At 59.7% G+C, this 23,468-nt stretch carries 28 protein-coding genes; 9 read left to right on the top strand and 19 right to left on the bottom strand.

Annotation, left to right across the window (positions count from 1 at the left end; all coding sequences use genetic code 11):
• The first annotated feature begins 22 nt into the window (after positions 1-22).
• Both MMS95_RS10330 and dcuR read left to right on the top strand, forming a co-directional pair.
• Positions 23-1,636 carry a sensor histidine kinase gene (locus tag MMS95_RS10330; protein WP_076740328.1) on the top strand — a complete coding sequence of 538 codons (1,614 nt, stop codon included), beginning with the start codon at positions 23-25 and terminating at the stop codon, positions 1,634-1,636.
• The gene (gene dcuR / locus MMS95_RS10325) at positions 1,629-2,348 is read left to right on the top strand and encodes a two-component system response regulator DcuR (RefSeq protein ID WP_004940959.1); all 720 of its coding nucleotides are present in this window, start codon (positions 1,629-1,631) and stop codon (positions 2,346-2,348) included. Before MMS95_RS10330 ends, dcuR begins: the two co-directional genes overlap by 8 nt.
• Positions 2,349-2,385: 37 nt before the next feature.
• On the opposite strand, the gene MMS95_RS10320 is transcribed toward dcuR, so the two are convergent.
• The 4 genes from MMS95_RS10320 to fabV all read right to left on the bottom strand — a co-directional run bounded on the left by MMS95_RS10320 (position 2,386) and on the right by fabV (position 4,891).
• The gene (locus MMS95_RS10320; protein ID WP_004940957.1) at positions 2,386-2,721 is read right to left on the bottom strand and encodes a hypothetical protein; all 336 of its coding nucleotides are present in this window, start codon (positions 2,719-2,721) and stop codon (positions 2,386-2,388) included.
• 48 nt (positions 2,722-2,769) lie between these two features.
• On the bottom strand, positions 2,770-3,075 hold the full coding sequence (locus MMS95_RS10315) for a hypothetical protein (protein WP_004940954.1): 306 nt from the start codon (positions 3,073-3,075) through the stop codon (positions 2,770-2,772).
• Positions 3,076-3,246: 171 nt separating this feature from the next.
• Positions 3,247-3,465 (bottom strand): hypothetical protein, encoded by a 219-nt coding sequence (locus MMS95_RS10310; protein ID WP_021504846.1) that lies wholly within the window; start codon positions 3,463-3,465, stop codon positions 3,247-3,249.
• Positions 3,466-3,691: 226 nt separating this feature from the next.
• A complete protein-coding gene (gene fabV, locus MMS95_RS10305) occupies positions 3,692-4,891 on the bottom strand; it encodes an enoyl-ACP reductase FabV (protein WP_021504847.1) in 1,200 nt (399 codons plus the stop codon).
• A 138-nt stretch (positions 4,892-5,029) separates the two neighbouring features.
• Between fabV and MMS95_RS10300 the strand changes: the two genes are divergently transcribed.
• Complete coding sequence (locus MMS95_RS10300; RefSeq protein WP_080497816.1) at positions 5,030-5,929, top strand: aminoglycoside phosphotransferase family protein; 900 nt, start codon at positions 5,030-5,032, stop codon at positions 5,927-5,929.
• A 39-nt stretch (positions 5,930-5,968) separates the two neighbouring features.
• Here the strand turns inward: MMS95_RS10300 and MMS95_RS10295 are convergent, their stop codons facing one another.
• The gene (locus tag MMS95_RS10295) at positions 5,969-6,319 is read right to left on the bottom strand and encodes a DUF4377 domain-containing protein (protein WP_004940949.1); all 351 of its coding nucleotides are present in this window, start codon (positions 6,317-6,319) and stop codon (positions 5,969-5,971) included.
• 248 nt (positions 6,320-6,567) lie between these two features.
• Between MMS95_RS10295 and MMS95_RS10290 the strand changes: the two genes are divergently transcribed.
• Both MMS95_RS10290 and MMS95_RS10285 read left to right on the top strand, forming a co-directional pair.
• Positions 6,568-6,918, top strand: coding sequence for a hypothetical protein (locus tag MMS95_RS10290; RefSeq protein WP_015377538.1), 351 nt, complete (start codon positions 6,568-6,570; stop codon positions 6,916-6,918).
• Positions 6,919-6,992: 74 nt separating this feature from the next.
• The gene (locus MMS95_RS10285; RefSeq protein ID WP_004940942.1) at positions 6,993-7,211 is read left to right on the top strand and encodes a hypothetical protein; all 219 of its coding nucleotides are present in this window, start codon (positions 6,993-6,995) and stop codon (positions 7,209-7,211) included.
• Here the strand turns inward: MMS95_RS10285 and MMS95_RS10280 are convergent.
• The 5 genes from MMS95_RS10280 to ftnA all read right to left on the bottom strand — a co-directional run bounded on the left by MMS95_RS10280 (position 7,208) and on the right by ftnA (position 10,623).
• Positions 7,208-7,612: a hypothetical protein gene (locus MMS95_RS10280; RefSeq protein ID WP_015377537.1), complete on the bottom strand. Its 405-nt coding sequence runs from the start codon at positions 7,610-7,612 to the stop codon at positions 7,208-7,210. The two genes, MMS95_RS10285 and MMS95_RS10280, sit on opposite strands and share 4 nt — an antisense overlap.
• Before the next feature lie 489 nt (positions 7,613-8,101).
• Positions 8,102-8,443 carry a YebY family protein gene (locus tag MMS95_RS10275; RefSeq protein WP_004940890.1) on the bottom strand — a complete coding sequence of 114 codons (342 nt, stop codon included), beginning with the start codon at positions 8,441-8,443 and terminating at the stop codon, positions 8,102-8,104.
• 69 nt (positions 8,444-8,512) lie between these two features.
• Positions 8,513-9,394 carry a copper homeostasis membrane protein CopD gene (gene copD / locus MMS95_RS10270; protein ID WP_242141640.1) on the bottom strand — a complete coding sequence of 294 codons (882 nt, stop codon included), beginning with the start codon at positions 9,392-9,394 and terminating at the stop codon, positions 8,513-8,515.
• Between the two features lie 2 nt (positions 9,395-9,396).
• Positions 9,397-9,813, bottom strand: coding sequence for a CopC domain-containing protein YobA (gene yobA, locus MMS95_RS10265; protein ID WP_046686875.1), 417 nt, complete (start codon positions 9,811-9,813; stop codon positions 9,397-9,399).
• A gap of 291 nt (positions 9,814-10,104) precedes the next feature.
• Entirely contained in the window at positions 10,105-10,623 is a 519-nt protein-coding gene (gene ftnA / locus MMS95_RS10260; RefSeq protein WP_015377481.1) for a non-heme ferritin, read from the bottom strand.
• A 344-nt stretch (positions 10,624-10,967) separates the two neighbouring features.
• On the opposite strand from ftnA, the gene MMS95_RS10255 reads away from it, so the two are divergent.
• Entirely contained in the window at positions 10,968-11,198 is a 231-nt protein-coding gene (locus tag MMS95_RS10255) for a DNA polymerase III subunit theta (protein WP_016928156.1), read from the top strand.
• Between the two features lie 31 nt (positions 11,199-11,229).
• On the opposite strand, the gene pip is transcribed toward MMS95_RS10255, so the two are convergent.
• The gene (pip, locus tag MMS95_RS10250; protein WP_242141639.1) at positions 11,230-12,183 is read right to left on the bottom strand and encodes a prolyl aminopeptidase; all 954 of its coding nucleotides are present in this window, start codon (positions 12,181-12,183) and stop codon (positions 11,230-11,232) included.
• A 156-nt stretch (positions 12,184-12,339) separates the two neighbouring features.
• Positions 12,340-12,735 (bottom strand): RidA family protein, encoded by a 396-nt coding sequence (locus MMS95_RS10245; protein ID WP_015377479.1) that lies wholly within the window; start codon positions 12,733-12,735, stop codon positions 12,340-12,342.
• Between the two features lie 148 nt (positions 12,736-12,883).
• Here MMS95_RS10245 and MMS95_RS10240 point away from each other — a divergent pair, with 148 nt between their 5' ends.
• The gene (locus MMS95_RS10240; protein ID WP_277951807.1) at positions 12,884-13,780 is read left to right on the top strand and encodes a LysR family transcriptional regulator; all 897 of its coding nucleotides are present in this window, start codon (positions 12,884-12,886) and stop codon (positions 13,778-13,780) included.
• A 4-nt stretch (positions 13,781-13,784) separates the two neighbouring features.
• Here MMS95_RS10240 and dksA read toward each other — a convergent pair whose 3' ends face one another.
• Positions 13,785-14,210, bottom strand: a complete 426-nt coding sequence (gene dksA / locus MMS95_RS10235; protein ID WP_004928840.1) for an RNA polymerase-binding protein DksA — start codon at positions 14,208-14,210, stop codon at positions 13,785-13,787.
• Between the two features lie 369 nt (positions 14,211-14,579).
• Between dksA and MMS95_RS10230 the strand changes: the two genes are divergently transcribed.
• Entirely contained in the window at positions 14,580-15,326 is a 747-nt protein-coding gene (locus MMS95_RS10230; protein ID WP_242141637.1) for a carbon-nitrogen hydrolase family protein, read from the top strand.
• A 26-nt stretch (positions 15,327-15,352) separates the two neighbouring features.
• Positions 15,353-16,021 (top strand): exodeoxyribonuclease X, encoded by a 669-nt coding sequence (gene exoX, locus MMS95_RS10225; protein ID WP_004928833.1) that lies wholly within the window; start codon positions 15,353-15,355, stop codon positions 16,019-16,021.
• Between the two features lie 35 nt (positions 16,022-16,056).
• Here exoX and MMS95_RS10220 read toward each other — a convergent pair whose 3' ends face one another.
• The 6 genes from MMS95_RS10220 to MMS95_RS10195 all read right to left on the bottom strand — a co-directional run bounded on the left by MMS95_RS10220 (position 16,057) and on the right by MMS95_RS10195 (position 22,954).
• On the bottom strand, positions 16,057-18,090 hold the full coding sequence (locus MMS95_RS10220; protein WP_118892170.1) for a prolyl oligopeptidase family serine peptidase: 2,034 nt from the start codon (positions 18,088-18,090) through the stop codon (positions 16,057-16,059).
• 68 nt (positions 18,091-18,158) lie between these two features.
• On the bottom strand, positions 18,159-18,812 hold the full coding sequence (locus tag MMS95_RS10215; protein ID WP_076740540.1) for a DUF533 domain-containing protein: 654 nt from the start codon (positions 18,810-18,812) through the stop codon (positions 18,159-18,161).
• Positions 18,813-18,969: 157 nt separating this feature from the next.
• Positions 18,970-19,548, bottom strand: a complete 579-nt coding sequence (locus MMS95_RS10210) for a molecular chaperone (protein ID WP_015377474.1) — start codon at positions 19,546-19,548, stop codon at positions 18,970-18,972.
• Between the two features lie 42 nt (positions 19,549-19,590).
• The gene (locus MMS95_RS10205; protein ID WP_004928821.1) at positions 19,591-20,328 is read right to left on the bottom strand and encodes a phosphatase; all 738 of its coding nucleotides are present in this window, start codon (positions 20,326-20,328) and stop codon (positions 19,591-19,593) included.
• A gap of 90 nt (positions 20,329-20,418) precedes the next feature.
• The gene (gene ghrA, locus MMS95_RS10200; RefSeq protein ID WP_156865499.1) at positions 20,419-21,360 is read right to left on the bottom strand and encodes a glyoxylate/hydroxypyruvate reductase GhrA; all 942 of its coding nucleotides are present in this window, start codon (positions 21,358-21,360) and stop codon (positions 20,419-20,421) included.
• A 127-nt stretch (positions 21,361-21,487) separates the two neighbouring features.
• On the bottom strand, positions 21,488-22,954 hold the full coding sequence (locus MMS95_RS10195; protein WP_156865700.1) for a peptide MFS transporter: 1,467 nt from the start codon (positions 22,952-22,954) through the stop codon (positions 21,488-21,490).
• Between the last annotated feature and the right edge of the window lie 514 nt (positions 22,955-23,468).

Here is a 23,468-nt window from a genome sequence, read left to right as displayed (position 1 = left end):
TATCGCCATTCGGAGAACCGCCATGCCAAAACAACGGGTGCCGCTCAAGCTGAGCACCTCCATCACGCTGATGGTGTCCGCCATCATCGCTTCGGTGCTGCTGGTGGTGTTCGCGCTGTTTTTCGTGCAGATGAGCCGCGAGGGGCAAGATCAGCTGCAGCAAAAAGCCATCGCCGTCGCCAACACGCTGGCGCTCTCCAACACCGTGATCGACGGCCTGCAGCGGCGCGATCACAGCGGCGCCATTCAGCGCTTCGCCGAGCAGGTGCGCCATCAAAACGAGCTGCTGTTCGTGGTGGTGGTGGATATGCAGGGCATCCGCTATTCGCACCCTAAACCCTGGCTGATCGGCAAGCATTTTATCGGCGACGATTTGGCGCCCGCGCTGCAAGGCAACGTCAACAGCGCCATCAACCGCGGCACGCTGGCTCCGGCGCTGCGGGTGTTCGTGCCGGTGTATGACGATCAGAAAAAACAAATCGGCGTGGTGGCGCTCGGCATCGCGCTGGACACCGTGCAGCGGGTGGTGGCGGAAAGCCGATGGATCATCTATTGGACCATCGCCTTCGCCGCCCTGGTCGGCAGCCTGGGCACCTTTTTCCTGGTCTCTGCGCTCAAACGCATCATGCTGGGTTTCGAGCCTTACGAAATCTCCAACCTGTTCGAACAGCGCAACGCCATGCTGCAATCGATTAAAGAAGGCGTGATCGCGGTCGATAATGAATCCCGCATCACCATCGTCAATGACGAAGCCAAGCGCCTGCTGCGCCAGAGCGGGCCGGTGGAAAACCTGCTGCTGGAAGCCGCCAGCAAACATTGGCCGGCGCAGCTGCATCTGGCGGAGGTGCTGGCCAGCGGCGAACCGCTGCGCGATCGGCAGATCAGCTTCAACGGCAGCGAACTGCTGACCAATACCGTGCCGGTGATCGTCAACGGCCAGGTGACCGGCGCCATCGCCACCTTCCGCGACAAGACCGAGATCAGCCGCCTGCTGCAGCGGCTGAGCGGCATGGCGCACTACGCCGACGCCCTGCGGGTGCAGTCGCACGAATTTATGAACAAGCTGCATGTGATACTCGGCATGCTGCATATGAAGGCCTATCAGCAGTTGGAAAACTACATCATCAACACCGCCAGCAACTACCAGGAAGAGATCGGCGCGCTGCTGCGCAAGATCCATTCGCCGGAGGTGGCGGGCTTCTTCATCGGCAAGATCAGCCGCGCCCACGAGGCCGGCATCGAACTGACCATCGAGGAAAACAGCCTGCTGCCGGAAACCGACGATGCGGAAACCACCCACGTGCTGATCAGCGTGCTCGGCAACCTGATCGAAAACGCCATCGACGCCATCGACGGCGTTGAGGGCCACGAGATCGGCCTGAGCTTCCATCATCACGACGATCAATTACACTGTATCGTCAGCGACGACGGCCCCGGCATAAATCCGGCGATCGGCGCGCGCATCTTCGAACACGGATTTTCCACCAAGGGAACGGGACGCGGCATCGGCCTGGCGCTGATCCGCAGCCATCTGGAGAAACTGGGCGGCAGCATCGATTTCGAATCCGAACCGGGCGAGCTGACCCAATTTTTCGTGCACCTTCCCTATCAGGCCAAGAGCAGAGCCCATGATTAACGTACTGATTGTCGACGACGACCCGATGGTGGCGGAGCTGAATAAATACTACCTGAGCCAGGTCGGCGGTTTTCACTGCCAGGCGACGGTCGCGACCCTGAGCCAGGCGCGTGCCCTGCTGGCCGACGCCAGCGTCAGCATCGATCTGGTGTTGCTGGATATTTACATGCAGCAGGAGAACGGGCTGGATCTGCTGCCCGGCCTGCGCGAACTCGGCGAAAAGACCGATGTGATCATCATCTCCTCCGCCAGCGACGTGAACACGGTGCAAAAAGCGCTGCACTACGGCGTGGTGGATTATCTGATCAAGCCGTTCCAGTTCAGCCGCTTCAAGGAGGCGCTGAGCCACTACCGGCAACAGTCACAGCTCTTGGCGCAACGCGAGTTTTCGCAGGCCGACGTCGACAGCCTGTTGCGCCGCCAGCCCGGCGGCCAGGAGAGCAAAAAGCTGCCGAAGGGCCTGACCAGCATCACCCTGAGCACGGTGTGCGAGTGGATCGAACAGCAGCACGACAGCGAATTCTCTACCGACAATCTGGCCAACGCCATTGGCATTTCGCGGGTGTCCTGCCGCAAGTACCTCATCTATCTGGCGGAAAGCGGCATCCTCGGCACCCGTATTCTGTACGGCGCCACCGGCCGGCCGGTCTATCTGTATCAGCTGAAACCGGACGCTATCGCCATGCTGAAAGAGCATTGCCGCCCGGCCTAAACGACGTCGGGCGCAGAAAGCGCCCGGACGTTAAAGGTTAGAAGTTGTGCATGTAACACTTCGCCTCGGGATGAGGATCTTTCGAGTGTCTGCGCAGGCAGCGCTGCTTTTTCTGCTGCTGTTCCAGGTTCCGCTGCTGCCGCTCGGCGGTCTCAGCGGCTTCGCGCTGCTGTTCGCGTGCAATCGCCTGCTCGTTGGCCAGCGTCAGGTTATCGACATTCCACACCTTGTGGCGCAATGCGTCGCGCTTTTTCTGGTACTCCTCGGTGACCTTACTGTCCTTCGGCGCCGCCGCATGGTATTCCAGATCCACCCGCGCCTGCGCGAAGCTGGAACAACACAAGGCCACGCCGGCCAACACGATCCTTTTCATCAATGACTCCTTTTACATTACATCGCTAGACTCTGCGTACACGCCGGCTCAGCAACCGTTCGGCGATGCCGTCGGCTTTTCCTCTGAACGGGAGACGCGCTGCCCGCCGGTGACGGGCGCTTTGCCGGGCTCGATAGCGCACTCCGCCAACCGCGCCAGCTCTTCCGCATCGCGCTCTGTCGGCGGCGCTTCCTCGCTCATTTCCTGACGCAGATCCTGCGCCAGCGCTTTCAGGCGCTTTTGAAACAGCACCGGCGACACTCCTTCGCACGGCCTGTCGTAGCGCGCTGCGCCGGCGCTTTGGCTTAGCGGCGGCAACAGCAAGAGAAAGATCGCGGCCATGTTCTTCGTCATGGGCAACTCCTTTGATTACGCCGAAATAAACCGGCGGTTCCCTATAAGGAAAACGAATTGTCTGCTAACGCAATGAATGGTCAAGCCACGGCAGAATAACGCAGGAAAGGTAAACCCTCCGACAATATCGGCAGAATGCGCGCATTAATTTGGCTGAATATATTTAGCGGTTTAACGATCGAATATTTTCGCCCCATCTAACGTGCCGCCAATACCGATATTACCTTCATGCAATACCGACGAGGCAGACTCACCCGCCATGATGCGTTGCCGCTGTTCCCGCGTGGCCGGCTGAGGCTGAGACCAGTCCGGGGACGTCGACGTTGGCTGGATCGCGCTGCAGCCGCCCAACAAAAACAACGATACCGTGGCACAATAACGCCATGTCATGGTTTTCTCCTTAAAGGAAATAAAATACCCGCAGCCGGCGGCAAGGGTAAATAAAAAATGACTTTCTTTAGTTTAATAACCGCCGTTATTTCACCATCCGACTGCCGATGTTAACCACCCGGTTCCTCTCTTAACCCGAAATAAACATTTTCGCTTAGCCACCCGATAATTCGCAGGCAATAAAAAAGGCCGGGCTAACCCGACCTTGTTTGACCGCTCGACGCGCTTAGACCAGCTCGATCACATCGAAATTGGCTTCGCCGCTCAGATCGGCGTCGTAGTCAACGCCCTGCAGACCGAAGCCGAACAGGCGCAGGAATTCCGCCTTGTAGCCCTGGTAATCCGTCAGTTCGTTGATGTTACTGTCGTTCAGCTGCTGCCAGATTTTACGGCAGGTTTCCTGCACTTCGTCACGCAGTTCCCAGTCATCCAGGCGCAGACGGTGTTTCTCGTCGGTATCCGGCGCCGCACCGCTGTACAGCTTGGTGGCGAACAGACGCTGGATCTGCTCGATGCAGCCTTCGTGAATGCCCTGCTCCTTCATGATTTTGAACACGATAGAGATATACAACGGCATCACCGGAATGGCGGAGGAAGCCTGAGTCACTACCGACTTGAGCACCGCAACGTAAGCCGCGCCGCCTTTGGCCTGCAGCTTCTGGTTGATGGCGTGCGCTGCGCGATCCAGATCTTCTTTCGCCTTGCCCAGCGTACCGTGCCAGTAAATTGGCCAGGTCAGATCGGTACCGATGTAGGAGTAAGCGACCGACTGCGCGTTATCCGCCAGCACGCCCGCTTCGTCCAGCGCGTCCATCCACAGCTGCCAGTCCTGGCCGCCCATCACCTTCACGGTGTCGGCGATTTCTTGCTCGTTGGCCGGCTCGACCACGGCTTCAACCAGCACGTCTTTGTTGGTGTCCAGCGCGACGGATTTGTATGGCTCGCCGATCGGCTTCAGTGCGGAACGCACCACTTCGCCGGTTTCCGGCATCTTACGCACCGGCGAAGCCAGCGAGTAAACCACCAGGTCAACCTGACCCAGGTCTTTTTTGATCAGATCGATCACGGTCTGACGGCACTCGTTGGAAAATGCGTCGCCGTTGATGCTTTTCGCGTACAGGCCTTCTTCTTTAGCTGCCTTGTCGAAACCGGCGGAGTTGTACCAACCGGCGGAACCGGTTTTGCCTTCGCTGCCAGGCTTCTCGAAAAATACGCCGATGGTGGCCGCACCGCTGCCGAAAGCGGCATTGATGCGCGAGGCCAGACCGTAACCGGTGGATGCACCAATGACCAGCACCTTTTTAGGCCCGTTTTTCAGTTCGCCGCGTGACTTAACGTAGGCGATTTGCTCACGGACGTTGGCTTCACAGCCTGCCGGGTGAGCGGTGGTGCAGATAAAACCACGAATTTTAGGTTTGATAATCATAGTAATTTTTTCTTGGTAGCTAAAAACCGAAGGACAATATACCTGATTTTCTCGATATACTTAAGAAAGTGCGAAAACAAGCGCAGTGAACAGACCAGTCGGGGCCGCCCCCCCGCGCCAGTGAAGGAGCCGTACCGGGTGAATGCCATTCCCAAAATACATGCCGATGAGGCCGAGATTTCCCTCCCCCATGTCCGAGCCATGCTCGCCGAACAATTCCCGGCCTGGGCGGCGTTGCCCATCGAACTCGTCACCACCGGCGGTACCGACAACGTGATGCTGCGGCTAGGCGACGAGCTGTTGATTCGTCTGCCGCGTACCGCCTCGGCGGCCGAAGCGCTGGCGCGCGAGAACCGCTACCCCGCGTTGCTGGCACCTCATCTGCCAGTGACGATTTCCGCGCCCTTGGCCCAGGGTAAGCCGAACGTCCACTATCCTTTCGCTTGGAGCATCGGCCGCTGGATCACCGGCCGCACGCCCACCTGCGGCGAGTGCAGCCCGCTGCTGGCGACGCAATTGGGTGAGTTCGTGCGCGCACTCCACGCCATCCCAACCGCAGGCTACGCGATCAGCGCTTATCGCGGCGGCCCGGTCAGCGCCAGAGATGCCCTCACTCGCGAATCTATTGCCCAGTGCGCCCCTCACCTCGACGCTGCCGCCCTACTGCAAGCATGGGACAACGTGAGCCAGGTGAGTGAAAACACCAGCGGCGCATGCTGGCTGCATACGGACATTCAACCCGGCAATGTGCTGATCGACAACGGTGAGTTGGCGGCGGTGATCGACTGGGGCGGTATCGCCATCGGCGATCCTGCGGTCGATATGATAGTTGCCTGGAACCTGATGGGAGCGGAAGCCCGCGAACATTTCCGCCAGGCGGTGAAAGTGGACGATGAGACCTGGCGGCGCGGCCGCGCCTGGGCGCTGTCGATTGGCGTTATCGCTTACATCTACTATGTCGATAAGGAGCCTTCACTCACGCGCACATCACGCTACCAGCTGGAGCAGGTCGCGGCGGAGATGGGGTTGACGCTATAAAACAGCAGGACGGGCTCACTTCGCCCGGCCTGATAATCATTACGCCTTGTTCTTTTCCAGCTGCTCAATCAGCGTGTAACGCAGCGATGAGGCATCGGCCGGTACGTTCTCAACCGGGGTGACGCGCACTTTCAATCGATACTGATAGCCAGGTTCGAAGGTGAAGCCCTCGATGCCGGTATAGAACAACTCCCACGGCTGCTGCGCGGAGCGGCGCACCTGCATGCACTTCATCGGGCCGACGCCCACGCAGTCCACCAGCGCGCTGTTGACCAGCAACACTTCCGTTTGGCCGCCTTTCTCGTTTGCGGGCTGATTCATCGAGGTTCCCTCCTGGCTGCAGCCGGCCAGCGCGGCCAACGCAACAAATAACAACGCTTTAATTTTCAATGTACTGCACCAATAGTCATCCAGGGGCGCCATGCTAACAAATTAACCGACCCAAGAGAACAGATAGCGCTACGGTTCCACACGCCCCAAATATCATTCCTCTGTGCTCTATCAGTCTGGAAAATATCGCAAAATAAACCCCCTGTTCTTATCCGAACCGGTAATTACCCCCGCTATTTTTTCTGTTAAAAACAGCTGGCTTGCGCAAGCTTTACTGAATTTAACTGAATCGATAAAGAGGGAATTTTATGCAAGAGATCGATGCCAAACACTTTCACCTGATCGCCGGTGCCGGTAACTTTGCCGACAACCGCGGCAGCAATGGCCGCGTCAACAACAACGGCGGCAACAAGAACGGGGGCGGGTCATCCAATCAGGGATTCTACGGCAAGCACACCTCGCCGGATTGCGTTAACGGCGTGATCACCGGCTCTCTGGGCGGCCTTGGCGGCCTGGCGGTGGGCGCGCTCAACGGCGGCTGCTTCAAGGAGGGCAGCAAGGGCGGCGGCAACGTCGGCATGGGGAAAGGCGGCAACAAAAACAGCGGCAGCAGCTGCAATAACAATAGCAGTAAAGGCGGCAATACCTGTTCGCGCTAAGCGGTTTTAATTAATCAAAGCTCCGGCTGAGCCTCTCCGTTCGGTCGGCGCTTTCCGTATTTTTGGTGATAACCATGTTTAAACTGTTTCGTACCTTATGCCTGCTGCTCGGCTTCTGGATCGCCACCCTGCTGCTCAGCGGCGCGGGGGTCTCCTTTACCCACGGCTACGCCGCGCCTAAAAATCTGTCGCATTTCGTCGTCTCGCTGGTGGTGGTTGGCGCCATCCTGCTGTGGACCCATAAATTGCTGCGGTTCTTTTTTGCCGAGAAATTTGAGAAGAAACCGCGTTAAGCCGTGTTCTCGTTGGGGGCGCCGCCCGCAACGATAAAACCGGCATCGCGAATCGCCGCCTTAACCTGCCTGGCGTCCATCACGGCCGTTTTCACATAGCCAAAAAAGGCCACCCGTGCGCCGGGCAAACGGACTGGCGTCGCCAGTTGGGCCATAAGCTCACGATTGCGCTGCGCCATCAGCTCGGCGCGCGCCTGCCAAAAGGCGGCCGGTTCGGAGGGGGCTTCAGTGGCGGTTTCGAACTGAGACGCCAACTCGCTTAGCGCCTCCCACTCCGCCAACAGGGCGGCAACCACTTCAGGATTAGCCACCTGCCCCCAGTCAGAGGGTAAGGCCCCCTCACGCCACGCATTGAGATAGCCGGGTAGCGCCCTCTTCAACTGATTCAGCCGATCGTTCAACGCAGGTTTCCTTTTACAACGCCTAATGCCTTGATATTCTGCATAATGCCACTCTCGTTAAACCGATAATGGGAACAATGAACGGAGCTTATCAGCGCCATAAATGACGTAATGACTTTTGGTGCGGCTAAATTAGCGATAGGTGCGGTGGGTGTGTGGAGCCGGAGATCGGGCTGAGGTGTTACGACTGGAAAGAGAAACCAGAAATTTATTGGCGTCTTAAGTGGAATTTCCTTATAAATCAATCACACAAAAAAAGACCGAATACGATTCCTATATTCGGTCTAGGGAAATGGCTCTTGGGAGAGAGCCGTGCGCTAAAAGTTGGCATTTAATGCAGGGCTTGTTCAGCCGTGCACTTTAAGAGTAGCCTACCGCGCCAGTTTTGCCAGCCGCCCGGCGGCCGCGTGATAGTTTCGTGACGAAATAACTATGCGGCAAATGCGCATCAATCCGCGCACCTTGGACAAGACGTTGGCAAACAAGCGGTTAGTCAGCGCACAGCTTCTCGGCGCGCTCGATGAACGGCGCCATGCTCATTTTTTTCCCCGGTTCGGCAGGGTCGTCCAGCAGGATCACCTCCAGCGGCTGCGCACGCTGATGGCCCTTCTTCACCTGTTGCTCCGCCGCGTCGTTGAGCGGGTATTGCATCAGGGTGCTGTTATTCAGCACGAACAGCGCGCCGCCGCTGCGGCACTGCAGCGTCACCTCTTCCTTGGTGAACGCCCACTGTTTGCCGTACTCCAGTTTGGTGATGTTCACCAGTTTGTCTGCCGCCAGCGCGCCGGTCGCGGTTGCCAGCAGCGTAATGCCGAGTAATACCGATTTCATGTGATGGCCTTAAGGTTGCTATTCGCGCCGATTTTCCCGCAGCTTGGCCGGTTGCGGCAAGCTGAAATGTCATACCGGCGCATAGGTTGCAAATAAACTGACCAGCAGCAGCACCGCCATCCCCAGCCCGACTTCGAGCCAGCAGGCCAGCACCACACCGCGCTGCGCCAGCGCCGGTACGCGGCTCATCGCCGGCACGATGGCATAGCGATTGGCCAGCGCCACCATCACCATCAGCGCCACCAGCGCGGTTTTGATCAGCAGCAGGCGCTGATAAGGCGAGCCGAGGTTGAGCGGCCAACCGCCGAGAATGATCAGGCTGTTGACGATGCCGGTGACGATCACCGCCGCCACCGCCAGGTGCCCCCAGCGCGAGAAACGGATCAGCGTGGTGATGGCGTCGCTGCGCCACTGCGGCGGCGACAGGTAACGCAGGCAAACCAGCAGCGGCGCCAGGCTGCCGAACCAGTAACCGGCGACCAGCAGGTGCACCGCATGGTTGGCGCGGTGCAACACGCCCAGCGCGCCTTCGTGCATCGCCGCATGGCCGATGAACGCCAGGCTCACCAGCAGCAGCGCCGAACACAGCGCCAACGCCTGCGCACGCGGCCGTTCCGGCAGCAGCAGGCTCAGGATCGCCAGCAGCGACAGACCCAGATGCCAACGCCACACTTCGCCGAAGGTGGTGCCGAGTACCGCCCACCAGACCTCCAGCCGCCAGGCGTCTTCCCAACCGTCGCCCATCTGCCCGGCCTGGATGGCCAGCAGCGCCACGGCGGAAAGCCCGGCTACCCAGGTGCCGGCAAGCAGCAGCGGACGCACATCGCGGGAGAGGATCGGGGAGAGGCGCTGCGGTGACAATAAGGCGGTGAACAGACTGATGCCGAACATCAGCATCACCGCCGCAAAGTGCACCAAGCGACACAGAACGAACAGGGTCGCCAGACTCACAGTCAGTTTACGGTGAAGCTGTACTGACCTTTGGTTTTATGCCCGTCGACCGACACCACATGCCAGCTGACGTTGTATTTGCCCGCGCTCAGCTCGCCTTCAATCGGCACGTTGACCTGAGTGTTGTTGTTCGGATCGAGCTGCAGCTTGCCGGTTTTCACCACGGCGTTGTCCGGGCCTGTGATTTTCACGCCGCTGAAGTTTGGTTCGATGCCTTCGGAGAAGCTGAGGGTCAGCGCCTTCGGCGCCGGGCTGACGCTGGCGTCGGCCTTCGGCGTTTCCACTTTCAGGTGGGCGTGCGCCAGCGCTTGCTGCGAAGACAGGCCAACGAACAGAACGAAAACGGTGGAAAGCAGGCGACAGGAGGAACGAATTTTACCGATCACAGTGGTATCCCTTAACAAAATAAAGAGGGTCATAAGGGTTAAGGCCACAGCCAAGGCGATGTATCAGCGGCCCCAACCCACCGCAATGATTGCGCCACGGGTAAACAGAAAAACGGGTTGTATCGGCTAACCCGCTGTTTTGACTCTACCATCCCTGTAGCGTATCGCGGTAAATCATAACGACCACGCCGCGGCAAGTCGAGCGCATCACTGGCATTTTGCGATCCGGCAGCACGTATCGCCGCATAACCGCGATAAACGCAGGGTAAAAAAAACCGCGCATCAGGCTCGCCCGCGCGCGGTTTTTCGATGTTCTGATGCAGATCAGGCCTGGTCGTTGCCGCCCTGGCCCATCGCACCCATTTTCTTCAGATCTTTGTCGATGAAGAACAGGCCCTTGCCGCTGGTGCCCACCAGCGCCAGCTTGTCCAGCACGGATTTGAACAGTTTCTCTTCTTCATGCTGCTCCGCCACGTACCACTGCAGGAAGTTGAAGGTGGAGTAATCGTGTGCAGTCATGGCGGCGTGCGCCAGTTCGTTGATCTGACGAGTGATCAGCTGTTCGTGTTCGTAGGTCTGCTGGAACACGTCCGCCAGCGACTCAAACGCCACCGGCGGCGCGGCGATGGTGCCCAGCAGCGGCAGAGAGCCGGTGTCGCTCAGATAGTCGAACAAACGTTGCATATGCTGCATCTCTTCCTGAGAATGCTCTTTAAGAAATGCGGCGGCGCCTTCAAAGCCTTTATCGCTGCACCATGCGCTCATCTGCAGATACAGGTTGGCGGAGTAGAACTCCAGATTCAGTTGCTCATTCAGCTTTTGAGTCATTTCTTGCGTCAGCATAATGATTCCTTTTATTTTGCAGGTCATGAATTTAATTTCCGCGCATTATGCCTTGCTGCCGTAAAAATAAAAACACATTATTCACACCAAGCAAATATTAATTATAAAAATCATAAATATCAATAAATTAAAATATCAACCCCACGTTGAGAATTCACATGATAATTATTTTCATCTTTTATTTTAATCAAAAAGCGAATCATTCTTATTTAAAAGAATAAATAGATTGCATTACTCTCGGATAAATATCGCTCCCGGCAACGGCGTAATGGGCTTGCCAAGCGCCGCCGGGTGGATTACCTTCTGCGCAGATTCAATGCGGCAAAGTAAGTAAGGAGCATAGCGTGGGTTACAATCTGGCCGAGCTGTCCAAAGAGGAAATGGACAGGGTGAATGTGGATCTCGCCGCCTCAGGCGTGGCGTACAAAGAGCGCTACAACATGCCGGTGATCCCGGAAGTGGTGGAGCGCGAGCAACCGGAAGCGCTGCGCGACTATTTTCGCGAGCGCGTGGCGCACTACCGCGCGGAATCCCACAAGTTTTCGCGCCTGCCGTACGAGCCGAAGGCTAAATAGAAAAACCCGCCGTTACGGCGGGTTTTTTGCGTCACTTGCCGGCAAACCGGTCGGTGGCGATCATCAGCTGGTGCAAAATGCCCGGCTCATCATACGAATGCCCCGCCCCTTCCACGATATGCAGCTCCGCCTCCGGCCAGGCCTTGGCCAGGTCCCAGGCATTCTGCACCTGGCAGGCCATGTCATAGCGGCCGTGGACGATCACCGCCGGAATATGGCGGATCAGCGGCACGTTGCGCAGCAGTTGGTCGTCGCTCTCCAGGAAGCCCAGATGGGTGAAGTAGTGGTTTTCAATGCGGGCGAACGCCAGCGCAAAATCATCCTCGCCGAACGAAGCGGATTCGCGGCTCGGCAGCAGCGTGACCGTCTCCCCTTCCCACACGCTCCAAAGTTTGGCCGCTTCAAGCTGCACCTGCGGATCGGCCGAGGTCAGCCGCTGCCGGTAGGCGGCGATCACGTCTTTACGCTCGTCATCCGAGAGGATGGACAGCACGCGCTCCCATTTTTCCGGGAAGAAGCGCGAAGCGCCGTCCTGGTAATACCAATGCAGCTCCTGCTTGCGCAGGGTGAAGATGCCGCGCAGCACCATTTCACTGACGCGCGCCGGGTGGGTCTGCGCATAGGCAAGCGCCAGCGTCGATCCCCAGGAACCACCGAACACCAACCATTGTTCGACGCCGGCCATTTCGCGCAGCCGCTCGATATCGGCCACCAAATGCCAGGTGGTGTTGTTGTCCAGGCTGGCATGCGGACGGGAGCGGCCACAGCCGCGCTGATCGAACAGCAGCACCTTGTAGCGTTCGGGATCGAACAGCTGACGATGATGCGGGGAGATGCCGCCGCCCGGCCCGCCGTGAATGAAAACCGCCGGCTTACCGTTCGGGTTACCGCTCAGCTCCCAGTAGATCCGGTGGCCATCCCCAGTGTCCAGCCAACCGCTGTCGTATGCCGCTAACGGCGGGTACAAACCTCGTAATTGTTCCATGGCGCTTTCCGTCTCTCTGTGAGTCATGCTTTCATCAAAGCGGAAGCCGCCCGGCAGGTCAACGGTAAAACCCGAAAACTCGAACGCGCGCCGGGAACTCGGCGCGCGTTTGCTCAAAATCACAACGACCTGCTTGCAAAACGCCCACAGGCCCGATCAGTTCAGGTGCGCAATCGCGCTGATCTCCACCAACTGCTCGGGCGAAGCCAGCCCGGTGACGCCGATCAGCGAACCGGCGGGCCGGTGAGCGCCGACATAGCGTTTGAACAACGCAACGCAGGGTTCAAAATGCGCCTGTACGTCAGTCAGATAGATCTCCACATACGCCAGGTTCGAACGTTCGGCGCCGAATCCCGCCAATACCCGATCCAGGTTGTCCAACGTCTGTTGGGTTTGCCGTTCGATATCGCCCGCGCCGATAAACTCACCCTGCATATCATGGGAAAACTGCCCCGAAATGTAGAGGGTGTCTTTGACGCGAACGCCTTGGGACACGCCATTCTCCTCTTCCCAAATGACCCCGTGATGGTAGTGCGTGATGCCGTTTTTCATGCTGCTTCTCCAACCGTTTATCGTTTCCATGGCGACTATAATCGTTTGATTGGCGAATGGACGTCGTCACTGAAACGACATTGGATATGCAGTTAATTCATTGAATATGTTAAATTAATTATCTTATCATCGAATCTCGGGGGGCGGCATGTTGCGGGCGAATCTCAATGACATTCAGGTTTTCATGGCCGTCGTCGACGCCGGCAGTTTTGTCGCCGGCGGACAGACGATGGGGCTGTCGCGCTCGGCGGCGGGCAAAGCCATCGCGCGTCTGGAGCAGCGGCTGAGCGTGCGGCTGTTGCATCGCACCACGCGTTCGCTTGGCCTGACCGACGAGGGGCGAGAGTTTTATCGACGTGGCCTGCAGATCCTCGCTTCGGTCGACGACGCCGAGGCCAGCGTGGCCGGCGACAAAGGCACCGCACGCGGGGTGCTGCGGTTGACCGCTCCCGCCGCCTTCGGCAGACGGATCCTGTTGCCGCTGGTGCCGAAATTTCTCGTCGCCTGGCCTGAGGTGCAGGTGGAGATCAGTTTTTCCGATCGCCTGGCGGATATCGTGGAAGAAGGATTTGATTTAGCGGTGCGGATCGGCGTCACGGCGCCGGATACCCGGCTGGTGTCCAGAACCCTCGCCAGGTATCGCGCCCTGCTGTGCGCCTCCCCCGCCTACCTCGCCGCCCGTGGCGAACCGCAAACCGTCGAGTCGCTCGCCGGGCATGAGGCTCTGCTGTTCAGCAGCCGCAACCAAAAACAGCCCTGGCGGCTGCGCGACGAGCGCGGCGAATGGGTCAAGGCCCCGGCGCGCGGCCGCCTGCGGCTGGACAGTGGGGAAGCGTTACGCGACGCCGCTCTGTCCGGGTTGGGCATCGCGTATCTGCCGGAGTTTATGATTGCGGAGGACCTGGCCGCCGGCCGTCTGCAGCAGGTGTTGCGCGCCGTGGCGGGTGAAGAAGTCAGGATTGTGGCGCTCTATCCGAATAAGCGCCTGCTGGAACCTCGCGTCAGGCGCTTTCTCGATCTGTTGGTGGATACGCTCGGCGGCTGAGACCTTACCCGCCTTTACGCATATGCGGCTCACGCATCTCCTGCGCGGTTTTCGCCTCGATGCTCAGTTCCGCCGTCGGGCGCAGCAGCAGGCGCGCCAGCCCGATGGGTTCGCCGGTTTCCCGGCAGTAGCCGTATTCGCCGTTCTGCAAGCGCGCCAGCGCCGCATCGATTTTCGGCAGCAGGCGGCTTTCGCGATCCAGCTGGCGGAACAGCAGGCGCAGATCCTCTTCGCGCGCCGCCTTGTCGGCCTCATCGCCCGTCGCTTCGCCGCCATCGATCTCTTTTTTCAGCTCATCGATGTGCAGCAGCAGCTTTTGCCGCTCATCCTGCAGCAGCTGACGGAAAAACGCCCGTTGAACCGAGTTCATATAATCAGAATCCGGCATGGCCAGCAGTTGCTGCGCATCCGGTAATGCCATCACAGTCATTGCGTTCTCCGAATATTGAAAGTGTAATATTATAACATAATAATTATTTTTATCACCCGGTCATCCAAAAACAAAATTTCACGTGTAAACAGCCGGTTAAGTGCAATTCGCACTTTGTCGCTTGCATCCTGCCGGCTTTAGGCGGTTAATGGCTGAGCAAGCCACCCAATCATAGGTAACGAGAGGCCATCATGAGTAAGGGAATGGATAGCAAAAAAAATGCGAAGAAGAAGCCGTTGAAAACCCCAGCAGAGAAACGTGCGGAGAAACGCGCCAAAAAAGCGCATCCGTCTGGTGAGTAAGCGTCCTTCCATCCGTCATTAAACCCGCCAAGGCGGGTTTTTTATTGCCTCACAGGAGAGATGGCCGATGTCCTGCTTCACCCTCGCCGCCGCCCAATACCCCGCCGCTGCGGCCGATATCGCCTGTAACCTTGAACGCCACCTTGAATTTGTCGCGCAGGCAGCCCAACAGCAGGTGCAGCTGCTGGTGTTTCCCGAACTGTCGCTCAGCGGCTATGAACTGGCTGATGCTGCCGAACTGGCGCTGACGCTGGGCGATCCGCGTCTGCAACCGCTCGCTGCGGCGGCGCAATCGCATCAGATGACGATCATCGTCGGCGCGCCCTTACGCAGCGGCCAGGCGCTGCATATCGCCGCCTTGATCTTTCACCCCAATGGCGCATTGACGCCCTATACCAAGCAGCATCTGCACGGCGCGGAACGGCAACGGTTCTTGCCCGGCGATGGCGGCTCGCTGCTGGAAATACATCGGCAACGCATCGCGCTGGCTATCTGTGCCGATACTTCGGAGCCCGGCCACGCAAGCGCCGCCGCGCTAGCGGGCGCGCAGATTTATGCTGCCGGCGTGCTGGTATCTGAAGCCGGTTACGCGAAAGACAGCGCCGCGCTGGCAGGCTATGCCCGGCGTTACGGCATGCTCACGCTGATGGCCAACCATGCGGCGCCGACCGGCGGCTGGATCCCGGCAGGCCGCAGCGCCATCTGGGATGAAACGGGAGCGCTTTTGGTTGCCGCGCCGGATGACGCTCCTGGTCTTACCATCGCCGGCAAGACTTTCGACGGTTGGCACGGCCGCCTGTGCCGGTTAAGCTGAAGCCTGACGGCAACGCGGAGGAAAGCATGACGTTACGCGTAATAGATACCGAGACCTGCGGGCTGGACGGCGGCGTGGTGGAAGTGGCCTCCCTCGATCTGCTCGACGGCCAGTTAACCAATCCGATGAGCGACCTGGTCAGCCCGGATCGCCCCATCAGCCTCGACGCGATGGCGATTCATCACATCACCGAACAGATGGTGGAAGGCAAACCGCGCATCGCGGTGGCGATCGGCCGCTATCAGGGCAGCCCCTACTATGTGGCGCACAACGCCGCCTTTGATCGCGGGGTGTTGCCGGAGATGAACGGCGCCTGGATCTGCACCCTCAAGCTGGCGCGCACGCTGTATCCGGACATCAAGTACGGCAACCAGTATCTGCGCTACGCGCTGAACCTGGACGTGCAGCTGCCGGCAGACGCCACGCTGTACCCGCACCGCGCGCTGTACGACTGCTACGTCACCGCCGCGCTGCTGCAACGCATCATCAAGGATTCGGGCTGGACGCCGGAGCAAATGGTGCAGATCACCGAACAGCCGGTGCTGCTGAAGAAGTTCAAATTCGGCAAGTATCGCGGGCAGGAAATCGATCGCATCGCCCAGGAAGATCCCGGCTATCTGCGCTGGATGCTGAAATCCATCGACGATCTGAGCCCGGACATGAAACACACGCTGAAATACTATCTGATTGGCTAGCACAGCGGGCGGCGCAGGCCGCCCGCTGTTCGCCGTTACTCCGCCAGCGCCAGAATGAAGGCGTACTCCAGCGCAATATCCTCATAGGCCTTGAAGCGGCCGGATTTGCCGCCGTGGCCGGCATCCATGTCGGTATACAGCAGCAGCTGCCGATCGTCGGTTTTCAGCTCGCGCAGCTTGGCCACCCACTTGGCCGGCTCCCAATACTGCACCTGCGAATCGTGCAGGCCGGTGGTCACCAGCAGATGCGGGTATGCCTGCGCCTTCACCTGATCGTACGGGCTGTACTGTTTGATGTAGTCGTAATAGGCCTGCTCGTTCGGGTTACCCCACTCGTCGTATTCGCCGGTGGTCAGCGGGATCGACTCGTCCAGCATGGTGGTTACCACGTCGACGAACGGCACCTGCGCCACCACGCCGTGGAACAGCTGCGGCGCCTGGTTGATCACCGCGCCCATCAGCAGACCGCCGGCGCTGCCGCCCATGGCGAACACCCGCTTGCCGTCGCCGTACCCCTGGGCGATCAGCGTTTCGGTCACGTCGATAAAGTCGTTGAAGGTGTTCTGCTTGTTGAACAGTTTGCCGTCTTCATACCACAGCTGCCCCAGCTCGCCGCCGCCGCGAATATGCGCCAGCGCGAACACGACACCGCGATCCAGCAGGCTCAGGCGGCTGGCGCTGAACGCCGGATCCATGCTGCTGCCGTAAGAGCCGTAGCCGTACACCATCAGCGGGTTGGCGCCGCGCTGGAAGCTGTCCTGGCGATACACCAGCGAGACCGGCACCTCGACGCCGTCGCGCGCCTTCACCCACACCCGCTCGCTGCGGTAGTTTTCCGGCGTGAAGTTCTTCACCTCCTGCTGTTTGAGCATCGTCCGCTCACCGCTGTCCATGTTCAGCTCGTACAGCGTGGTCGGGGTGGTCATCGACGAATAGCCGTAGCGCAACAGCGCGGTTTCCGGATCCGGGTTATACGCCAGCCAGGTGGTGTAGGTCGGATCGTCGAAGGCGATGCGCTTCTCTTCGCCCGTCTGCCAGTGGATCTGGCGCAGCAGCGTCAGGCCGGCATTGCGCTCTTCCACCACCAACCAATCGCGGAACAGGCTGAAGCCCTCCAGCATTACGTCGGCGCGCGGGGCGATCAGCGTCTGCCACTGCGCTTCGTCTGCCTGCTCGCTCTGGTACAGGCCGAAGTTCTTGCCGTCCTTGTTGGAGCGGATGTAGAAATGCTGGTGATAGTGATCGATGGCGTATTCGTGATCCTTGCGGCGCGGCACGAACAGCTGCGGCTTGGCGTCCGCACGATCGGCGTCCAGCAGCAGGATCTCCGAGGTGGTGGTGCTGCTCAGGTGGATCAGGATAAAACGCTCGGAGGTGGTCTTCTCCAGCCCGACGTAAAAGGTATCGTCCAGCTCTTCGTAAATCAGCTCATCCTGCTGCGGATCGCTGCCCACCACGTGGCGATAGACCTGATACGGCAACAGCGTCTTGGCGTGCTTGCGCACGTAGTACACCGTCGAGGAGTCGTTAGCCCACTCGAAGCTGCCGGAGGTGTTTTCCAACACTTCCTCCGCCCAACTGCCGTCGGCCAGGTTCTTGAAGCGAATGTCATACTGACGGCGCGACAGGAAATCCTCCGCCACCCCCAGCCGCTGATTGTCTGGGCTGACGTCCAGCCCGCCCAGGGTGTAAAACTCGTGGTTCTCGGCGCGCTGGTTGCCGTCGATAAGCACATCCCACTGCTCGCTCTCGGCCTGCGGCTGGCGCACATAAATCGCGTATTCGTTGCCCGGCTCGTAGCGCGTCTGATAGCGATAGCCGTGGCGCACGTAAGGCACCGAATGTTCCTGCTGCGGAATGCGCGCCACCATCTCTTCGTACAGGGTTTCGCGCAGCGCCTGCTGCGGTTTCAGCATCGCATCGGTGTAGGCGTTCTCCGCCTGCAGGTAGTCCAGCACCTGGCGGTCTGCGCGCTCGTCGTCGCGCAGCCAGTAGTAGTCATCCACGCGCGTGTCGCCGTGGATGGTGATGGGATAAGGGCGTTTTTCCGCTTTCGGTGGGGTCATCATTACTAAATCATCCGCTTACATAGATTGCGGCAAGAGTGACACGATTCCCCCCGGCTTGCCAAGCGGCGCTACGCCAGCTCGCGCTTTTTCTCGTTGACGTCGCTCTCGATGCCCTGCTTGACGTCCGCTGGGATCTTCAGCGCCTGCGCCAGCGCATCGAGGTAGCCGCGCTCCATAAAGTGATCGACGTCGATCACCAGACAGCTCAGGTAGTAAACCTCCAGCGCCTCGTCTTCATTTTGCACGCTGCGGGCGATCAATTCCGGGTTGAGCGGCTGATCGAGCGCTTCCTGCACCCAGCCCTGCGCCTCTTCCCCCACCTGCAGCTGCGACAGGCTGTGATCGATGGCTCGCTGCTCGTCGGCATCGATATGGCCGTCGCTCTTGGCGGCGAACACCAACGCCTGCACCAAACGCTTGGCGCGCAGATCTACCGGCGTGGTTTGCAAACCGAACTGCGGTTCGTCCTGATGGCTCTCTTTCACCCGCTGCTTATACTTGTTCCACAGCACCGCGCCCACCGCCGCGCTGCCGCCGATAATCAGCGCATTCTTGCCGAACTTACCCACCAGCTTGCGCGAGGATTTGTTGGCCAACAGCACGCCGACCAAACCGCCCAGCGCCGTGGGCGCCAGCAGCTTGCCGATGCCTTCCGCCCCGCCCATCGCGCCGGCCTTCTGCCCGATCAACGTTTGAATCTGCTGCATCCAGTTACTTTTCATCATCTACCCCTTGCGTGAAAAAGCGCGGCGCGCAGGCGCGGCCGAACCGACGGTAAACCGCCAGATTAGGGGATCTTTTGTCAATTTACGTCTGGGGGATGCAAACCTGTGTTTAGCGGATCGGCGGGCCGGGCGGCCCGCCTGGATGGCTGCGGCGTTACGCGTCTTCGTCGCCCGCTTCGTCGTCCTGCTCGTACTCCGCCAGCTCGTCGCGCATCGCCTGGATGGCGTCGCGGGTCATCAGCGCCAGCGTGCGGTAGAAACCGGTGGTGGCGTGCGCTTCCACTTTGCCGAGGAAGCGGCCGCACCACGGCAGCAGAAACTCGTCGAACAGCGCGATCTGCGCCTGCGCTTCATCTTCCTGCGACTGATCCTCCAGCCAGGAAGCGGCCAGCAGCAGCTGGCCGAAATGGTCGGCCGGCGCCTCCGCCAGCGGCATGCCGCGCTGCTGCAGGAAGGTGCGCACTTCCGCTTCGCTGGCTCCTTCGACGTAGTCGGAGCGGAACGGCGACACGCTGCATTCGCTGCCGACGAACATCGCGTTAAAGTCGGTCGCCAGTTGGTTGACGTCGCAGCCCTGCTGCAGGCGCTTCAGCAGGTCATCCTGCTCCAGCGGCCAGTGCTGCTGCAGCTTGCCCTCTTTGATCAACGCGAACAGCGGCACCAGCAGCGGATCCTGCGGCTGGCGGTAGAACAGCGTACCCAGCACGCGGCAGACAATGGAAAACTCATTCATGATAATGCCTTATACAATACGGAAAATTTTGCCGGGACGATGTCACAAATCGGCCAATTCCGCAATCGCCGGCTTGCCGCGCCGCTCGAGAAAATCCAGCAACCGGCGCGGGCTGACGTTGAGAATGCGCTCCTGCGGGAAGCCCACCTCTTCGATGATGCGCTCGCAGTGCTCGAAATTACCCAGTGAAAAAGCGACGTGCGAATCCGAACCCAGCGCCAGCCAGCCGCCGGCGTCGCGCACCGCGGCGGCGATCGCCCGGCAGTTGGCCTCGCTGCCCTTGCGGGAGTGGGTGAACGACGAGTTATTCAGCTCCAGCGCCACCTCGTATTTGGCCGCCGCCGCCGCGACGGCGGGAATGTCGATCGGGTAACGCGGGTTGCCGGGGTGGCTGATGATATGCACGTCCCCCTGCGCCATCGCGGCGATCATCGCTTCAGTATTGGACGCTTTATCCTGCGGCGCAAACACCGGCTCGTGGAAACCGGCGATGATCACGTCGGTGGCCGTCAGCATCGGGCCGGTGCAGTCGATGTCGCCCTGCAGGTTTTTGATGTTGGCTTCGATGCCGCGCAAGATGCCCACGCCGTTCACCCGGCGCGGCCACACGTGCATGTTCATAAAGTGCCAGTAGTGCGGCGCATCGGCCATGTCCGGGCCGTGATCGGTGATGGCGAACAGCTTGATGCCCTTCTGCTGGGCTTCGGCGATGTAATCGTGCAGCGTGCTGTAAGCGTGAGTGCTGGCGACGGTGTGCATATGCAAATCAACGGGGTACATTGTTTCTCCTTCCAGAGGGCCCGCCCGCAAAGGTACGGGCAGGCGCGATGACGATAACAGCTTATCAGTTACCGAACGGCGGCTGAAGGCTCAGTAACCCCGCTGCCTGTCGACCACGCCGGCCGGGGCATGCCCCGCCTCCAGCGCGCGGATGTTGGCGGCGATCTGATCCATCGCCTGCTGCGGCAACGTGATGGCAGCAATATGCGGGGTAATGGTGACACGCGGATGACGCCAGAACGGGTGATCCTGCGGCAGCGGCTCGCGGGTGAACACATCCAGCGTGGCGGCGGCCAGCTGCCCCTGCTCCAGCGCCGCCAGCAGATCGGCCTCCACCAGATGCGCGCCGCGCGCGATGTTGATGAGGTAAGCGCCCGGCCGCAGTTGCGCGAACAGCTCGCGGTTGAGAATGCCGACGGTCTCCGGCGTATTGGGCAGCAGGTTGATCAGCAGTTTGACGCCGTCGAGAAAGGCGCCGCGCTGCGCCTCTCCGGCGAAGCTTTGCACGCCGTCGATCTGTTTGGCGCTGCGGCTCCAGCAGCGTACGCTGAAGCCAAACTCGGTCAGCTTGCGCGCCACGCTCTGCCCCAGCACGCCGGCGCCGAGGATGCCGATAGTGAAATCATCCAGCGAGTGGGGTTCGAGCGGTTGCCATTCCTGCCGCTGCTGCAACGCCTGATACTCGTCGAAACGGCGGAAATAGCGCAGCACATAGCTCAGCGCATATTCCTGCATCTGCTGCGCCATGCCGGTATCCTCCAGCCGCAGCAGCGGCACGCCGGCGGGCAGTGTGCCGGGGTGTTTGCGCTCCTGATCGAGAATGGCGTCGACGCCGGCGCCGAGGGCGAATACCGCTTTCAGATCGCGGCGGTTGGCCAGCATCTCGTGCGGCGGGCGCCATACCAGCGCGTAATCCGCCGGCCGCTCGTCGCCGCGCTGCCATTCGCGGATCTCTGCCTGCGGCAGGCGTTGCTTGATGCCGGTCAGCCATTCCTGGGCGTTAAACAAGGGGTGGTAATAGATGATGTTCATACTGCGGGCTCCGGTTTGTTTTTATTGGTTTTCCTTCAGCCTTCCGCGATTCATCGCCGGATGCAAGCGTTAAAGCCCAAAATAAAAACAGCCCCGACCAGTGGGGCTGTTGTGTATTCTCGCCAAATCAGGCGGCAGACGCGCCGTCGCGCCGGATAAGGCGCCGCAACAGCGGAATTAAAATCAGCATCGCCACGCCGACGCCCGTCGCCCCCCAGCCCAGTGCGCTGAAGATTTCGCTGTAGCCTGGATTGGTTTGCAGCGGCGTGCTGCCGCTGTTTTCCGGCATCAGGCCGGAGACGTAGCCCGCCAGCACCGAGGCGACGCCGGTCACCATCATCCAGCAGCCCATCATCACGCCCTGATAGCGCGGCGGCGCCAGCTTGCCGATCATCGCGTAACCGATCGGCGAGATCATCAATTCACCGACGCTTTGCAGCACATAGCTGATGACGATCCATTTAAACGCCACCAGCCCGTCGCCGCCGGCCATGCTGATGCCCAGCGGCAGCACCAGCATGCCGAGCCCGATGCAGAACAGCGATCCGGAGAACTGCAGCGGAATGTCGATGTTGCAACCGCGGGCGCGCAGGCGGTTGAACCACCAGGCCAGCAGCGGGCCGCCCACCACGATCACCAGCGTGTTGATATTCTGGATCCACTGCGGCGCCACCTGAATGCCGTAAACGTTCAGGTTGATGTTGTGCTCGGAGAACAGCATCAGCCCCATCGGCGCCAGCTGATACAGCGCCCAGAACACCAGCGACCCCAGCGCCAGGATCAGATAGGCCGCCATTCTGCGGCGCTCATCGCGCGGATGGTGGCGCAGCGTGACCACGCACAGCATCAGGAAGATCAGCGCGCCGAGCACGATCACGAAATGGCCGCTGAACTCGGCGTGGGTCAGCATCACGCGGATAATCGGCACCAGCGCCACCAGCACCGCCAGCCCGACCAGCATGCGCCAACGGTATTGACTGAGGCTGGCATCGTGCAGCGGCGTATTGAGATCCGCCAGAATCCGCCAGCGGCAGACGGCGACGATGATCGCCGCCGCATTGCCCAGCGTGGCGAACAGGAACAGCGCGCGATAGTTTTCCGTCAGTTGGAAATACCCGGCCACGGTAAAGCCAACGAAGAACCCGAGGTTCATGCCGGCGTAGTTCCACAGGAATGCCGATTCGCGCCGGTCATCATCCGGTTTGAAACGCTGGGTGAGCATCATATTAATGCAGGTCACGTTAAGGCCGCTGCCGGTCAGGAACATCGCCAGCCCCCAGTACAGCCCCCACACGCCCGCGACGGCAATCAGCGCGCAGCCGATCACCTGCAGCACCATGCCCAGCACGAACAGGTTGCGGTTACTGAGGAAACGGCCGCCGAGGTAGCCGCCGAACATGTGCAGACCATAGTTGAAGGCGCCGAACACGCCCATCATGGCGTTGGCGCTGCTTTCGTTGAAGCCCAATCGCTTGGTGGCGTACAGCACCAGCGTGGAGTAAAGCACGGCGAAGCCCAGTGTGGCGAAGATCTGGATGAAGAACAGCGCCCCCGCACCGGGGGGAATGGCATGGCGCGCTTGCGGCGCCGGCATGGCATCTGAAGGAGTCAAAACGAACCTCTACTGCATTATTATGTAATGAGTCTGTCCCTGTCTGCGATATCGCCGGCCTGTCTCCCGGCAATCTGCGCGGCGCCGTGATGTTCCTTGCCAAAAACGCCGCGCCGACATAATTCCATTTAGCGACACATTTGACTAATAATCCAGTATTAATGCATATAACATCAAATAGACTAATCTCATTGGCGATATATTGAGCTACCCGTACAGAAAAAGGTCAAACAATCATCTTTCACGCGTTTTGAACATAGTCCGCCCTGCCCGCCGGTGGCCAAGAGTTGGAATATCGTTCGGTAAATCAGCAAATTGCTGCAAGTTTGGCTAAACAGTCATGAGAATGAAATAAGAGGGTTGACGCTGAGATCAGATTCTCCTACATTAGCGCCCGTCGACAGCGCAAAGCGTTATCGACAACAAAACGGTGAGGTGTCTGAGTGGCTGAAGGAGCACGCCTGGAAAGTGTGTATACGCGAAAGTGTATCGAGGG

Origin of the sequence: Serratia sp. PGPR-27 (assembly GCF_022678525.1) — a bacterium.
GTDB classification, from domain to species: Bacteria; Pseudomonadota; Gammaproteobacteria; order Enterobacterales; family Enterobacteriaceae; genus Serratia; species Serratia nematodiphila.
Note: the sequence above shows the minus strand (reverse complement) of the source record. Positions and strands in the feature narration are given on the sequence as shown.